The sequence below is a fragment of the Actinopolymorpha alba DSM 45243 genome (assembly GCF_000373925.1).
Classification (GTDB): Bacteria; Actinomycetota; Actinomycetes; order Propionibacteriales; family Actinopolymorphaceae; genus Actinopolymorpha; species Actinopolymorpha alba.
Map to the genome: position 1 here is coordinate 36,821 of NZ_KB892749.1, position 14,392 is coordinate 51,212.

Genomic DNA, 14,392 nt, shown 5'->3' on the forward strand with positions numbered 1-14,392 from the left:
CCTACCCGTACAGACCGGGAGGCGGGTCTGAAATGATGTCCCCCGTGGGGGTTCGGTCAGGGTACTGGGAGCAGGTCCGCGCAAGCGGCTTCAGGCTGCCCGATGACCGGCCCCTCGACGACCTCACCACCGAACTCGTTCACATGCTGGGCGACCCCGACCATCAGGTGCGCGGCGGTATCGCCTATCCCGTGCTGGCCGCCTGGATCAGCGAAGGTGTCTACGACGATCTCCTTGCGGGGTTCGGTGATGGGGTGTCCGAGGGACTCTTCACCGGGCTTGGTGAAGACGGCACCGACACGGTTCTGCGGCGGTCGTTCTCGTCCCTTCTTCTCGCCGAGGCGATCCTGCGCGACCATGTCACCCGGGTCGTCCATTCCGACGCGGTCTTCAGGTGGGGCGATCGGGCCGCGTCGTGGTTCGTCCGCGAGCGCGACCTGCGCGGCTGGGTGGACGGCCAGGGCTGGGCACACGCGGTGGGCCATGGTGCCGACCTCATCGGCGCCCTCGCCCGCTCGCACCATTTCGGCAAGCTCGAACTCACCGTCCTGCTCGACGTGGTGGCCGATCGCCTACTCACCCCGACGCCCTACCGTTTCCTGCATGACGAGGACGATCGGCTCGCGTTCGCGGTGATGGCCATTCTCCACCGCAACCTGCTCGGCATTGACGTTCTCGAGCCCTGGATCGAACGCCTCGCAACCGCCATCGTGCGTCCAACCGTGCCGAACGGCGACCCGTCCCCCGAATGGCCGACGCCCGTCGCCGGCAACACCATGAACTTCCTTCGCGCCCTGCATCTCCAACTCGCGCTGGGTGTCCACGGCAAGCAGACCCCGCAAGACGTGGCGTTGTTCGGTAAGCCCCCGCAGGTGCGTGCCGACCTGCTGCTCGTCCTGCTCCGGGTCCTGCGGACGAGCCAGCCGTGGCTCTTCACCACACCGAAGCACTGAGAGCCAGTTCCTGAACTCGCTCTAAATCCGCCGACGCATCAATCGTGACGTCCTTTTACGGGCGTTATGTCGCGAACCGCCTCCGATTCCGCCATTGTTGAACGCGGCCTGCAGTGTGGTTCCGGCCCCACTCGGGCTTCGCCCGTCTGGGCCCACCCCCACCTCACGGAGGTGTCCTGATGGCACAACACACACGAAGGACCACAGAGCTCCTCACGCCAACCCGGGTGCTGGTCGGAGTCCTGCTGGCCCTGCCCTTTCTCGGCACGCTCTGGGTCTCGTCGTACTCCCGGGTGGAGCCACGGCTTGGCGGCTTTCCCTTCTTCTACTGGTACCAGTTCCTCTGGATCTTCCTGTCGGCCATCCTCACGACCTGCGCCTTCGTCCTGGTGCAGCGAGAACGCCGGGGACAGCAACACCGCACACCACAACCGCGGCGGAAAGGCGGGGCACGATGAAAGGTGGAGTTGACACCGTTGCTCTGGCGGTCGTGGTCGTTCTCTTTCTCGCCGTCACCATCATGGGCTTCAAGGCCGCCCGGTGGCGGCAGGGCGCCAGCCTCGCGAGCCTCGACGAATGAGGGCTTGGCGGACGGAAGTTCGGCACCTGGGTGACGTGGTTTCTTCTCGGCGGGGATCTCTACACCGCCTACACGTTCGTCGCCGTGCCCGCGGTGATGTTCGCTTCGGGTGCGCAGGGCTTCTTCGCTGTGCCGTACACGATCATCGTCTATCCGCTCGTCTTCTTGTTCCTGCCCCGCCTGTGGTCGGTGTCGCATCGGCGCGGTTACGTGACACCCGCTGACTTCGTCCGGGCTCGATTCGACTCACGGGGGCTCGCCCTCGCCGTCGCGCTCACCGGAATCCTCGCGACAATGCCGTACATCGCCTTGCAGCTGGTCGGAATCCAGGCGGTGTTCGAGGTGATGGGGCTCGGCGGCTCCGGCAACATCCTGGTGGCGGATGCTCCGTTGTTCCTGGCGTTCGCGGTCCTCGCGGCCTATACCTACTCGTCCGGGCTGCGCGCGCCCGCGCTGATCGCCTTTGTCAAGGACGCCTTGATTTATCTCGTCATCGCCGTCGCCATCATCTACATCCCCACGAAACTTGGCGGGTGGAGCGGGATCTTCGACGCGGCCGGGGAGAAGTTCGCCGCCGCGGACGACGCCGCCGGTCGCCCGGAGGGCTTCTCCTTCGTCGGACTCGGGCAGGCGTGGCCGTACGCGACTCTGGCGCTCGGCTCCGCGATGGCATTGTTCATGTATCCACACGCGGTCACCGCGGTGTTGTCCGCCAAGAACCGCTCGGTGCCGCGCCGCAACGCCGCGATCCTGCCCGCCTATTCGTTCCTGCTCGCGCTCCTCGCGCTGACTGGGTTCATGGCGATCGCCGCGGGAATCAACCCGGTCGGCCTCAATGGCAAGCCGAACGCCCAACTCTCGGTGCCGATGCTTTTCGAGGCGATGTTCCCCAGTTGGTTCGCAGGGGTGGCGTTCGCCGCCATCGCGATCGGGGCGCTCGTGCCCGCGGCCATCATGTCGATCGCGGCGGCCAACCTGTGGACCCGCAACGTTTACAAGGCATTCCTCAAACCGGACGCCAGTCACGCGGAAGAAGCCCGGCAGAGCAAGCTCGTGTCGTTGCTCGTGAAGTTCGGTGCCCTCATCTTCGTACTGGGGCTCGACAAGAGCTTCGCGATCAACCTGCAGTTGCTCGGCGGGATCTGGATCCTCCAGACGTTCCCCTCCGTGGTGTTCGGCCTTTACACCCGGTGGTTCCACCGCTGGGGGCTGTTCGCGGGGTGGGCGGTCGGCATGGCTTATGGCACCTGGACCGCGTACAACATCACCAACCCCGTCACCGGGACCCAGCACTTCGGTGGCTCGACCGCTGACATTCCCCTGATCGGGGAGAAGGGGTACGTCGCCTTCACCGCCTGGGTGCTCAACGTCCTCGTTACGGTCGCGGTCACGGTGGTGCTCCGCGCTCTCAAGGTGGCCGAGGGTGTCGACCAGACCAGCCCGGACGACTACCACGCCGATGCGGGCGAGCCGGGGGTACGCGATGCCCCACTCCCACAGCCGGGCGGAAAGGCGGGTAGCCCCGCCGAAGCATGACCCGTCCTTGCCTGGCGTGAGGCGGTAGGTTGCCGGGATGACGGAGAACGGTCACACGCAGCACGGTGACCAGGACGACGCGAGCGCCATCGAAGGCCACGGTGGCGAGCTCGCGGTCGCGGTCGCCCGGGTGCACGGCGTCGACACGATGTTCACGCTGTCGGGAGCGCACGTGTTCCCGTTGTACGACGCGGCCGTCGGTGGTCGGGCCCGGCCCGAGCCGCCACCGCTCCGGCTGATCGACGTACGCCACGAAGCGACCGCCGTCTTCGCCGCGGAGGCGGTCGGCAAGCTCACCAGGCGACCTGGGCTGGCCGTGGTCACGGCCGGCCCAGGAGTGACGAACGCTGTCAGCGCGGTGACCCAGGCCCGGCAGTCTGGGGTGCCACTCGTACTCCTCGGTGGCCGGGCGCCGACGCAGCGGTGGGGATCGGGCAGCCTGCAGGAGCTCGACCATCCACCACTCCTGGCGCCCGTCACGAAGCTGGCCCGGACGGTCCCGTCGGTGGGCGAGCTGGCCGGCGCCGTCGACGAGGCGTTCCGGGTGGCCAACACCCCGCACCGCGGGCCGGTGTTCCTCGACGTACCCATGGACCAGCTCTACTCCCGTACGACCGCGTCGATCCCGGCGAGCCCGTCGTCGCCGGCCGTGCCGGCGGGCCCGTCCGAAGGGGCCGACCCGGACGCGCTGGCCGAGATCGCCACGCTGCTGCGCGAGGCGGAGCGGCCGGTCGTCGTTCTCGGCTCCGATGTCTGGCTCGACGGCGCGGAGGAGGCGGCGCGCACGCTGGTTGAGGAGCTCGCGATCCCCGCGGTCACCAACGGCATGGGACGCGGGATCCTGCCGGCGGGCCACCCGCTCCTGGCGTCGAAGGCGCGGTCAACCGCGTTCGGGCGGGCTGACCTTGCCATCGTGGTCGGCACTCCCCTGGACTTCCGGCTCAACTACGGCAGCTTCGGTGGCAAGGACGGCGCGCCCCCGGCCAAGGTCGTCCACCTGGCCGACTCGCCGGGCCAGCTCGCCTCGCACACTCCCCTCGCGGCCTCGGCCGCCGGCGACCTCACCGGCCTGCTCGCGGGACTCGCCACTGCCTGGGGTCAGCTGCTCCGCCGCCCCGACTGGTCGGCGTGGCGCAGCGAGCTCCGCACCGCGAGCCTGGCCGCGCAGAGCCGCGACCAGGCGCTGCTCACCGCCGAATCCGACCCCATCCATCCGGCCAGGATCTACGGCGAGCTGGTGCCGCTGCTCGCCGACGATGCGGTGGTGATCGGTGACGGGGGCGACTTCGTGTCGTTCGCCGGCAAGTACGTCGAGCCGGGCCAGCCCGGTTGCTGGCTCGATCCCGGTCCCTTCGGATGTCTCGGTGCCGGCCTCGGCGCGGCGATCGCGGCCCGGCTGACCCGGCCGTCGTCGCAGGTGGTCGTGCTACTCGGGGACGGGGCCGCTGGCATGTCGCTGCTCGACGTCGACACGCTGGTACGCCATCGGCTGCCGGTCGTCATGGTGGTGGGCAACAACGGCTGCTGGGGCTTGGAGAAGCACCCGATGCGGATGCTGTACGGCTACGACGTGGCGGCGGATCTGCAGCCGGCAACGCCGTACGACGTGATCGTGCGGGCACTCGGCGGGGCCGGCGAGACGGTACGCAAGCCTGGCGAGCTGGGCCCGGCGCTTCGCCGGGCGTTCGACTCCGGTGTGCCGTACCTGCTCAACGTGCTGACCGACCCCGAGATCCCCTACCCCCGCTCCACGTTCGGCGTCTGAGCAAGACCTGGCACGCGCGGTCAGGAAGTTTGGTCGGGCGAGGGTCCCGAGGGTCCCGGCAGACAAAGGCGGGCGAGGAAACGGTCACGGTCCACCACGGCACGGGTTACGGCGCCACGCGCCACGGAGCTGCCGTCCGGATGCTCCGCGGTCACCTCGAAGCGCAGCAGCCGGCCATCGACCGCGACCAGGACCGCGCTGACGGTTACCCGCTCCCCCAACGGGCTGGGTGCGAGGTGGGACAGCTCGACGTGCTTACCCACGGAGGTTTGGTTTGCGGCAAGGGCGCCCGCCACCGCGGCGCAGGTCGCCTCTTCGGCCCAGGCCAGCAGGCGCGGAGTGGCAAGGACGGGAACGTCTCCGCTCCCGAGCGCCTCGGCGGTGTCTGGCAGGGCGACCACGTGCGAGACGCTGGCTCGAAGACCCGGTGCGAGTGACGGCATGAGCGCGGCGGCGTGGCCTAGTCGAGGACGACGAGGAGGTCGCCTTCCTGCACGACCTCACCCGGCTTGACCGTGACCTCGCGCACCACGCCCGCGGACTCGGCCAGGACAGGGATCTCCATCTTCATCGACTCGAGGACCAACAGCGTCTGGCCTGGGTGTACGGAGTCGCCGGACTGCACACTGACTTCGAAGACGTTGGCCACCATCTCCGCACGGACTTGCTCAGCCACTACCCCTCCTTCCGTGGACCGCCCGCCATCCAATCACGCCGGGAGCTCTCCCGACCCGGCGCCACACCTGACGTACCCGCAGCGACCGCGCGGACCCACCAGCCCGGCGGCGTCCGCGACACAAGGTGGCGGTCAGCGACGGATCAGCGACGTTCGGTCGAGCACCCGGGCAAGCGAGGCGACCACCCGCGGATCGTACTCGTACGCCATCCCGAGACGGAGGCCTTCGAGCGCCTCGAGCCGGGCGTCCTCGCTGGTGGCGTTACCGACCATGTCGTCGTAGGCGTTGACGACCTTGATGATCCGGCTCTCCTGCGGCACGTCCACGTCGTCGGGCAGGTGCGGACGGCGGTACGGCTCAGCCTGCGCCTCCACGATTTCCGCGACCTCCTCCAGCACGCTGGCCTGCCGGACCACCTCGGCACCGAACTGCGCGATCCGGCGGCGTTCGTCGGGAGTGAGCAGCACCGTGGCGCCGCCGGGTATCGGATCGGTCAGGGACAGCTGCCCGAGGTCGTGCATCAACGCGGCGTACTGCAGCAGCTGGAGTCGCTTCTCTGGCAGCCCGAGGTCGCGACCGATGGCGAGGGACAGCTCCGTCACCCGGCGCGCGTGGCCGGTCTCGGTGTAGCCACCGACCTCAGTCGACCGGGACAACGCACGGATCGTCTGGACCTGCGTACGCCGGATGGCGGTGTACCGGCGATACGCCAACTGGGCAAGGAAAAGCGGAATGATGACGAGGGGCAGGGCCCACAGGTCGACCTCCCAGGTCGCCAGCGGGATCAGCACGCCGGTGGACGCGATCGCCGCGCCAATCCCGAAGAACGCGACGAGTTCGTTACGTAGCATCGCCCGGAACGGCCCGAGCTGCTGGCTCGCCTGCACTCCCGCCGCGAGCAACGCTTCGAGCGGCCACGTCATCAAGACCGCGAGGATGGTCACGAGGACGTACCACCGGGGGTGGGTCGCGAACCAGCCGTACGTACCGTCGTCCAGCACCAGCGGCCGGAACACCACGGCCACACCTGCCACCACGAGGATCCGGCGGGCGATGCCTTCGAGCTCGGACTCCCGGCCGGCAAGAGCATGCGGCAGCGCGCCGGCGAGCATGCCTCCGGAGGTGACCGCCACGGTCTGCAGGATCGAGTGGGTCGCGCGGCCTTCGTTGGGTAGGTGGCTGAGCAGGGCATACCCGAGCGCGGCGGCCAGCCCGATGGGAGCCTGGACGCGGTCGTCGGGAAGGCGGAGCCGCACCATCTCACCGACGGCGATCAGGCAGCCGAAGGCACCGGCGACAATCGGAGCGGACACACCACGCGCGGCGGTCGCGGCCACCGCGGTCACCATGAGAAGCGCCGCGAACGAGACGATGACCGCAGAGCCGTCAAGCCATGGCCGCACTCNGGCCGGCAGTGCTGGCCCCGTCACGTGGTGCCCTCTGGGGACCCCTCGACCTGGGGAGGATGTACCGGGTCGTCGTGATCGTAGGCCGAGCTCTTGTTGGTGACCGGCACCTGTTGGACCGGCGCGGGTTGCCATCCGTCCCGCTGGACGGCAGGGACGAACAGGTCGACCAGGTTGGGATCGAAGTGCGTGCCCCGGCAGCGGATCAGCTCCTCGATCGCCTCGTCGACGGGCCGCGCCGCGCGGTAGGAGCGGACGCTGGTCATGCAGTCGAACGCGTCGGAGATCGAGAGCACGCGAGCAAAGATAGGGATGTCAGTGCCGCGAAGGCCCGACGGGTAGCCGGTACCGTCGTAACGCTCGTGGTGGTGCATGATGCCGGCCCGCGCGTCCTCGAGGAATGCGATGTCGCCAACGACCTCGACACCGTGCAGCGGGTGCAGCTTGATGGAGTCGAACTCTTCCTCGGTGAGCCGCCCGTCCTTCTGCAGGACTCGGGTGGGCACGCCGATCTTGCCGACGTCGTGCAGGAGGCCGGCCTCCGCCACAGCCTCCAGGCGTTCGCCGTCCCAACCCATTTCGGCACCCAGCATCCGGGCGGCCCTGCTCACCCGCTCCCCATGACCACGGGTGTACAGGTCCTTCGTCTCGATCGCCTGCGCCAGCGCCTGCAGCGTCGCCTGGTGAGCCTTCTGCTCGGCGGCGTACTGGGCGAACGCCCAGCGCGCGACGAGAAGCGGCGCCACCAGCAGGACGCCCGCGATCGGCCCCCACTGCCCCAGCCAGAGCACCGCGAGCAGGAGCCCTAGATAGGAGTAGCCGATAAAGCTGACGAAGGTCTCGCCGAAGTTCGATCCGATGCTGCGCCGCGGACTCACTCCGGTATCGAGCCGAAGCACTGCCGCGAGTAGGAGGACATTCGTTGCGTGCCAGGTGACGATCGCCGCCGAGATAGGCACGAGTAGGTAGGGAAACGATTCCTTGGCGAGTGGGCCTACCTCGCCCCCGAGCGCGACGTACACCGCGCCGCCGAGAAACGTGCAGATGACATTCTGGGCAACGTTGTAACCACGTTTATAGAAGTTGAGTCCGTGCCGTCTTACCAGCGCGCTGGCGAGGAGGGCCGGAGCGCCCCACATTCCTATGACGGGATACGTCGCGACCGCCACTACGGATGCCAGTGAGGCGAGGACATTGTGACCAAGCCGAGATTTGAGTCGCTCTGTCAGGTAGACCAGCAGCCCGAACCAGACCACGTCTGTGGGGCGGTCAACCTTCAGCAGCGAGAGGACCGAAACGAGTCCACCGACGGCGCATAGTCCGACCACGTAGGCCCGTGTCGCACGGCTCGGCATCGATTACCACGCTTCCTGACCGACTGCTACAGAACAGCTTAGTGGTCGACACCAACCCAGATCAGCCCCACTCGTAGCCGCCCTTGCCAGCCAGCTCGCACACCGAGAACGTGTTCATCTACGTATCCTCCTCTCCTTACGTCAGGTTCCTGCAAGTACCCCTGCGTTCACCGGCTACGCGGAGAACTCCCCGCGCGAGTCTTCACCGGCACGCTTGCCGCCGACATCACACCCGGATGCGAGCAGTCAGCCAGGGAAGATCAGCCCCACTCGTAGCCACCCTTGCCAGCCGAAAACGCGCTCATCGCCAATCCACCTCCCACCTACTTCTGTCCCACCGAACTACTCCGTCAGCAAACGCACTGCCTACACCACAACCCGATGCGAGTAGACAGCCAGGGCAGATCAGCCCCACTCGTAGCCACCCTTGCCAGCCGAAAACGCGCTCATCGCCAATCCACCTCCCACCTACTTCTGTCCCACCGAACTACTCCGTCAGCAAACGCACTGCCTACACCACAACCCGATGCGAGCAGTCAGCCAGGGCAGATCAGCCCCAGTCGAAGCCAAAACCAGCACGAGGCTTGATGTGGAAGGAACCGCTGCGCATAGCCGAACCTCCATTCCTGCCAATGTCACGCGGAGGTATCACGGCAATCACCTGAATGCGCGGAGAGCTACCACGGATACCTATGCCTGAACACGTATCGCATACAGCCACAGCTCGCGAATTTCCCCGGATCCGCTGTCCCCGTAGCAGCTAAGACCTTGTGAAGAAGAGTCAACGGCGAACGTGGCGCAGGGTCAAGTCCCCCTCGAGAGCGCGACTCCATAATGTCACCATGACGTTCCGTCATTGCCGAGGCGTGGGTTCGTCTCGGTCGAAAACCACCGAAGTACGACACCCCGTCGTACACTCGGTAACTTTTTGCCGAGGTGGTCAGACCAGGAATCCGACAGATCGCCACGACCCTCATTACGGAACGTGCACAGGCCTCGAAGCGGCTCCTTCACCGAGCTGAGCGTGGCCCTGCAACAAGGTGCGCGATCGGGGCCAGGACCGCATACGATCGCGCCGCCGCGCTTCGGTTCATGATCACTGTCTGTAGAAGGCAAGCCGGGCGGACCGGGCATCGAACCGGAAGACGCTGAAAAATTCATACGCAGAGTCACCCCTTTTTTCTGCGTCAGCGCTCGACCCTGGCCTGGCGGACGCCGCTGCGGCGTTCCAGAGGCGTCATGCGAAGATGCCCAGAGCGCGCAGCCGGTCCACTCGGCGACTGTGTCGAAGTGCAGTTGACCACAACTGACGGACTGCCGGGACCCGATTGGCGCGACCGAGCAGCTGGATCGACACGAGAAGACGAGAAGGTGAAGTCATGGCGAAGAACGGACGCCGGCGCCGGGCTCGGCGCAAGAAGAACGCCAACCACGGCAAGCGCCCCAACACCTGAGCCTGAGCTCACAGCAGAAAGCCGGAGCGGACCCCGCGGGGTCCGCTCCGGCTTTCTGAGGGTAACGACGCTTCGGTGCTCCTGGCGGGCGGAGAACGTCAGCTGAGCTCGCTGGAGCGCTCCGAGATCTCGACGTGCACCTCTCGGATGCGCATCAGAACCTTCTGGCGGAGCCCTTCCGGCGGCTTGTCACAGCCGCAGGAGCGTGCCACCAGCGCCTTCACAAGCTCTTCGAGGTCGTACTTCTGCAGGCACGGCGCGCACTCGTCGAGGTGCTGCTCGATCTTGGAGCAGTCGGCCTCGTCCATCTCGCGATCGAGAAACAGGAAGACGCGCTCGAGGATCTCCGTACAGTCAACCTCGTGCGGCTTTCCGCAGCTCATGCGTCGTCGCCACCCTTCCCGTGGACCATCGGGACGAGCCCGCGCTCACGCGCGTAGTCCTCGAGGAGCTCTCGCAGCTGACGCCGGCCCCGGTGAAGTCGTGACATCACCGTACCGATCGGGGTCCCCATGATGTCGGCAATCTCCTTGTAAGAGAAGCCCTCGACATCTGCGAAGTAGACCGCCATCCGGAAGTCTTCGGGCACCTGCTGCAGTGCTTCCTTGACGTCGGAGTCGGGCAGGTGCTCCAGCGCCTCGGCCTCAGCGGACTTCAGACCGGCCGACGTGTGGGACTCCGCCCGCGCGAGCTGCCAGTCCTCGATCTCCTCGGTGGCGGCACGCTGCGGCTCCCGCTGCCGCTTGCGGTAGCTGTTGATGAACGTGTTGGTCAGGATGCGGTAGAGCCACGCCTTGAGGTTGGTNCCCTCGCTGAACTGGTGGAACGACGAGTACGCCTTCGCGAACGTCTCCTGGACCAGGTCATCGGCGTCCGCTGGGTTGCGCGTCATGCGGAGCGCCGCGTTGTACAGCTGATCGAGGAAGGGGAGGGCATCCCGCTCGAAGCGGGCGTTTCGCTCCTCGGGCGTCTCGGTCTTAGGCACAGCTGTCATCGCCCGCGAGGATAGCTCCACCGCTGTCCCGGCGTTCGAGGGCGTCCACTCTCGCCAGTTCGAGAAGCTCTCCGCCGCGCTTGGCCGGGCCGGGCAGGCAGCAACCACATGGCCTCCTTCGTGCAGGACGTCTGTTCGACCGCTTGTAACACCCGGCGGTTCCAAGGGATTCCCGGGCCGATCTCAGCAGCCCGTTCGATCGCCGCGCGACGCCTCTCACGGTCCGACAATCCGGGCGATCCACTCCGCAACGGACTCCGCGATGATCGCGAGCGCGTCCTCCTGGCTGACCGGCGAGGACCGGCCCACCCGGAACTCGTGGTCGGCTCCGGGCACGATGGTGACGTCCGACCCCTCAGGGAGCTCCTCTGGCCGCCCGAACGGGTCCCGCTCCCCCTGGACGACGAGCGTCGGCACCCGGGTCGCGAGCAACTCCTCAGCCCGGGATTTTTCGGGCCGCTTGGGTGGATGGAGCGGGAACGCCAGGGCCACGCAGCCGACCGCGCCGAGCCGCCGGGCGGTACGGCAGGCCACCCGGGCACCCGCACTGCGCCCACCCAGGATGAGGGGATTCCGGGTGCGGAGTGCGTTGATCGCCCCCGTCCACGCCCGGTCGAGCACCTCGGGACTGGGGGCGACCCGCTTGCCCGCCAGCCGCCACGGCTGCTCGACCCGGATCACCGTGATGTCGTACTCCGGAAGGGCGGCAGCAAGCACCTCGAGATCCCAGGCGTCGGGTCCGCCACCCGCACCGTGGCCGAGCACGAGGGTCGCGGTCGTGCGACGCGCGCGGTCGTAGATGAGCCGAGCAGGCCCTTCTGGGGTCTCGACAAACCGCTTGGTCCAGGTCATGTGATGATCGTCCCAAATCCTCGGCGCCCTCGCTCACACCTGGCGGCATGACGGTCTGGGGAACGCCACCACCCCGGCTAGAACAGCTGGGTCGCACCGGATCCGACGGAGTCCTCCGGGGGCAGGGGCTCCACCAGGTCGGGCCCGTTGTTGCGGACGTTGTTGACCGCGGTCGAGACGGGGTAGGCATCCAACCGTCCGGGAGCGGCGGGCACGAGCACCCCCCGCAACCGGTCGGCGTCGTTGATCCGCGGATCCAGCCAGGTGGGGTACTGCTCCCGCTCGACGAGCAGGGGCATCCGGTCGTGGATCTGCCCCAGGTTGTCCTCAGCGGTCGTGGTGAGGATCGTGCAGGTCCAGACGAAACGCTCCGGGTCGCCCTCCTCCCGGCTCGGATCCCGCCAGATCTCATAGAGCCCAGCCATGGCGAGGACGCCACCGTCGTTGCGATGGATGAAGAACGGCTGCTTGCGCGCCTTCGGTGCCCGCTTGCGTCCCTTCGGCGGATCCGCCGGCTCCTCCTGCGCCTCGGCCTGCATGGTGTACCACTCGTAGTAACCGTCGGCGGGGATGAGGCAACGCCTGGCCGCGAACGCCCGGCGGAAGGACGGCTTCTCGTGGGCGGTCTCCAGGCGGGCGTTGATGAGCCGGTTGCCGATCGCGGCGTCCTTTGCCCAGGACGGGATCAGGCCCCACCGGACCACGGTCAGCCGGCGCTCGGGCTCCTGCTCGCGATCGTCACCGGGAAACCGGTCGAGGATCGCCGGGACCTTCTTGGTCGGCGCGACGTTGTAGTCGGGCGCGAGCTTTTCGCGTACATCGACCCGCGCGACCTCGAACTCCCGGGCAAGGTCCTCAGGATCTCGGCTCAGCGAGTATCGCCCGCACATATCGCCCAACCTCCCTTGGAGCGTCCCACACCTGGGCGTCGTCGCCCCCATTGTTCTGGACCGCCCGCCCAGAACCAACTCGGGCAGTCCCCGAGCCGCTGCTGCGGGCGGCGATGCGTGGGGACCGCGTACCCTTGTCGCCAACGGCAACGACGGAGACAAGTAGCGCGGGGCCCCCGGAGCACAGAGAGTCGACCGGTAGCTGAGAAGGCGGCGTCCGGTCCCCACCGCGAAGACCCTCCCGAGCCGCGGAGAGAAACGGCCCGTCCACGCCTGGATGCTGGCCCAGTAAGCTCCGCCGGCCGGCCCCCGTCATCGGGCCCGAACGAGGCCGTCGCGTCCAGATCAACGCGGACCCGGCGGCGAAGGTGTGGTGGCACCGCGAGTCCCCCTCGCCCACACCCCAGGGGACGCAACCAGGCAGGGAAGCCAGGGGACCCCCTGGATTCCCCACACCCGTGGGAGGTGACCACCCGTGCAGCAGTCTGTCCTTCAGTCGCGCACCCGCACACTCGCCGCCGAGCTCCCCTCGCGAGCCGGTGACGACGTCGTGCTTCGGGGTTGGGTCCACCGCCGCCGGCGCCTCGCGTCCGTCACGTTCGTCGTACTCCGTGACCGAACCGGCCTCGCCCAGATCGTCGTCCGTGAGCCGGAAGCCGTCGCACTGATCGAGGAGTACGCCGAAGAGACCGTCGTCGAGGTCACCGGGAAGGCCGTGGCCAACCCGCAGGCACCGGGAGGCGTGGAGGTCGTGGACCCGACCTTCACCCTCCTCTCCGAACCAGCGGAGACGCCGCCCGTCGAGCTCTGGCGGCCCGCTGTCAACACCGGCTTGCCCACCCTGCTCGACAGCGCGCCCGTCACGCTGCGACACCCGGTGGTGCGGGCGCCGTTCGAGATCACCGCGGCGTCCGTGGCGGGCTTCCGCGACACGCTCTCCAGCCTCGCGTTCACCGAGATCCAGACGCCGAAGATCGTGGCCTCGGCAACCGAGAGCGGCGCCAACGTCTTCGAGATCGACTACTTCGGCCGGCCGGCGTACCTCGCGCAGTCCCCGCAGTTCTACAAGCAGACACTGGTCGGGGTGTTCGAGCGGGTCTTCGAGGTCGGTCCGGTGTTCCGGGCCGAGCCGCATGACACGGTGCGGCATCTGGCGGAGTACGTCTCGCTGGACGGCGAACTCGGCTTCATCTCCGACCATCGGGACGTGATGGACGTCGTGTCGCAGGTGGTGCGCGGCATGCTCGAGGCCGTTCGCGAGCGCGCACCGGAGGCCGTGGAACGCCTCGGGCTCACGCTGCCGAAGCTGCCCGAGGAGATCCCGGTGCTGCACTTCTCGGAGGCGCTGCGACTGGTCGGTGCTCCGCCCGACGAACCCGACCTCGCACCCGCACACGAGCGGGCGATCGGCGACTGGGCGCTGCGCGAGCACGGCAGCGACTTCGCGTTCGTGACCGGCTATCCCATGGTGAAGCGGCCGTTCTACACCCATCCGCAGCCCGACGACCCCCGCTGGTCCAACTCCTTCGACCTGATCTTCCGGGGCATGGAGCTGGTCACCGGCGGCCAACGGCTGCACAGGTACACCGATTACGTCGCGGCCCTGGAGTCCCGTAGCCAGTCGGTCGAGGCGTACGCGTCGTACCTCGACACGTTCAGGTACGGCATGCCGCCACATGGCGGGTTCGCGTTCGGTTTGGAACGCTGGACGGCTCGCCTCACGGGTGCGGAGAACATCCGCCAGGTGACGCTCTTCCCGCGTGACCTGCACCGCCTCACACCCTGAGGGTGTCCGGAGGCGGTGGCGCCGGCCGTTCACCAGGCGTAGGAGCCTGGTGAACGGCCGGCAGCCTCGTAATGGCCAGGCCACCCCAGATTGTGAAGCTTTTGGGGTGCTATGACCCCCTAAGTTTCACGGTCTTGCTGAGGT

At 67.8% G+C, this 14,392-nt stretch carries 14 protein-coding genes and 1 pseudogene; 7 read left to right on the forward strand and 8 right to left on the reverse strand.

The features are described 5' to 3' along the window. Window positions 1-35: 35 nt before the first annotated feature. The 5 genes and pseudogenes from B141_RS0114015 to B141_RS0114030 all read left to right on the forward strand — a co-directional run bounded on the left by B141_RS0114015 (window position 36) and on the right by B141_RS0114030 (window position 4,834). Window positions 36-953, forward strand: a complete 918-nt coding sequence (locus tag B141_RS0114015; RefSeq protein WP_040421267.1) for a DUF2785 domain-containing protein — start codon at window positions 36-38, stop codon at window positions 951-953. A 179-nt stretch (window positions 954-1,132) separates the two neighbouring features. After that, complete coding sequence (locus tag B141_RS40575) at window positions 1,133-1,411, forward strand: DUF3311 domain-containing protein (RefSeq protein ID WP_051114071.1); 279 nt, start codon at window positions 1,133-1,135, stop codon at window positions 1,409-1,411. After that, the gene (locus B141_RS52250; protein WP_020575808.1) at window positions 1,408-1,533 is read left to right on the forward strand and encodes a hypothetical protein; all 126 of its coding nucleotides are present in this window, start codon (window positions 1,408-1,410) and stop codon (window positions 1,531-1,533) included. The genes B141_RS40575 and B141_RS52250 overlap by 4 nt, the downstream gene beginning before the upstream one ends. Before the next feature lie 12 nt (window positions 1,534-1,545). Continuing rightward, window positions 1,546-3,069: pseudogene (gene mctP, locus B141_RS40580) on the forward strand (monocarboxylate uptake permease MctP); the annotation flags it as partial. 37 nt (window positions 3,070-3,106) lie between these two features. Then, window positions 3,107-4,834, forward strand: a complete 1,728-nt coding sequence (locus B141_RS0114030) for an acetolactate synthase (protein WP_020575810.1) — start codon at window positions 3,107-3,109, stop codon at window positions 4,832-4,834. Window positions 4,835-4,854: 20 nt separating this feature from the next. Here the strand turns inward: B141_RS0114030 and B141_RS0114035 are convergent, their stop codons facing one another. The 4 genes from B141_RS0114035 to B141_RS40585 all read right to left on the reverse strand — a co-directional run bounded on the left by B141_RS0114035 (window position 4,855) and on the right by B141_RS40585 (window position 8,272). Further along, window positions 4,855-5,235 (reverse strand): thioesterase family protein, encoded by a 381-nt coding sequence (locus B141_RS0114035; protein WP_020575811.1) that lies wholly within the window; start codon window positions 5,233-5,235, stop codon window positions 4,855-4,857. Window positions 5,236-5,294: 59 nt separating this feature from the next. Further along, window positions 5,295-5,510: a biotin/lipoyl-binding carrier protein gene (locus B141_RS0114040; RefSeq protein WP_020575812.1), complete on the reverse strand. Its 216-nt coding sequence runs from the start codon at window positions 5,508-5,510 to the stop codon at window positions 5,295-5,297. A gap of 132 nt (window positions 5,511-5,642) precedes the next feature. After that, a complete protein-coding gene (locus tag B141_RS0114045; RefSeq protein WP_084678287.1) occupies window positions 5,643-7,052 on the reverse strand; it encodes an HD domain-containing phosphohydrolase in 1,410 nt (469 codons plus the stop codon). Further along, complete coding sequence (locus B141_RS40585) at window positions 6,938-8,272, reverse strand: HD-GYP domain-containing protein (RefSeq protein ID WP_020575814.1); 1,335 nt, start codon at window positions 8,270-8,272, stop codon at window positions 6,938-6,940. Before B141_RS40585 ends, B141_RS0114045 begins: the two co-directional genes overlap by 115 nt. 1,379 nt (window positions 8,273-9,651) lie before the next feature. Here B141_RS40585 and B141_RS52790 point away from each other — a divergent pair. Next, entirely contained in the window at window positions 9,652-9,726 is a 75-nt protein-coding gene (locus tag B141_RS52790) for a 50S ribosomal protein bL37 (RefSeq protein ID WP_420313589.1), read from the forward strand. A gap of 98 nt (window positions 9,727-9,824) precedes the next feature. Here B141_RS52790 and rsrA read toward each other — a convergent pair whose 3' ends face one another. The 4 genes from rsrA to B141_RS0114070 all read right to left on the reverse strand — a co-directional run bounded on the left by rsrA (window position 9,825) and on the right by B141_RS0114070 (window position 12,462). Beyond that, entirely contained in the window at window positions 9,825-10,109 is a 285-nt protein-coding gene (gene rsrA, locus B141_RS0114055; protein WP_020575815.1) for a mycothiol system anti-sigma-R factor, read from the reverse strand. Continuing rightward, complete coding sequence (locus B141_RS0114060; RefSeq protein ID WP_020575816.1) at window positions 10,106-10,720, reverse strand: sigma-70 family RNA polymerase sigma factor; 615 nt, start codon at window positions 10,718-10,720, stop codon at window positions 10,106-10,108. Before B141_RS0114060 ends, rsrA begins: the two co-directional genes overlap by 4 nt. Window positions 10,721-10,936: 216 nt before the next feature. Beyond that, the gene (locus B141_RS0114065) at window positions 10,937-11,572 is read right to left on the reverse strand and encodes an alpha/beta hydrolase family protein (protein WP_020575817.1); all 636 of its coding nucleotides are present in this window, start codon (window positions 11,570-11,572) and stop codon (window positions 10,937-10,939) included. Between the two features lie 77 nt (window positions 11,573-11,649). Continuing rightward, the gene (locus B141_RS0114070) at window positions 11,650-12,462 is read right to left on the reverse strand and encodes an SOS response-associated peptidase (RefSeq protein ID WP_020575818.1); all 813 of its coding nucleotides are present in this window, start codon (window positions 12,460-12,462) and stop codon (window positions 11,650-11,652) included. A 475-nt stretch (window positions 12,463-12,937) separates the two neighbouring features. Here B141_RS0114070 and aspS point away from each other — a divergent pair, with 475 nt between their 5' ends. Then, on the forward strand, window positions 12,938-14,248 hold the full coding sequence (aspS, locus tag B141_RS0114075; protein ID WP_020575819.1) for an aspartate--tRNA(Asn) ligase: 1,311 nt from the start codon (window positions 12,938-12,940) through the stop codon (window positions 14,246-14,248). Window positions 14,249-14,392: the final 144 nt, after the last annotated feature.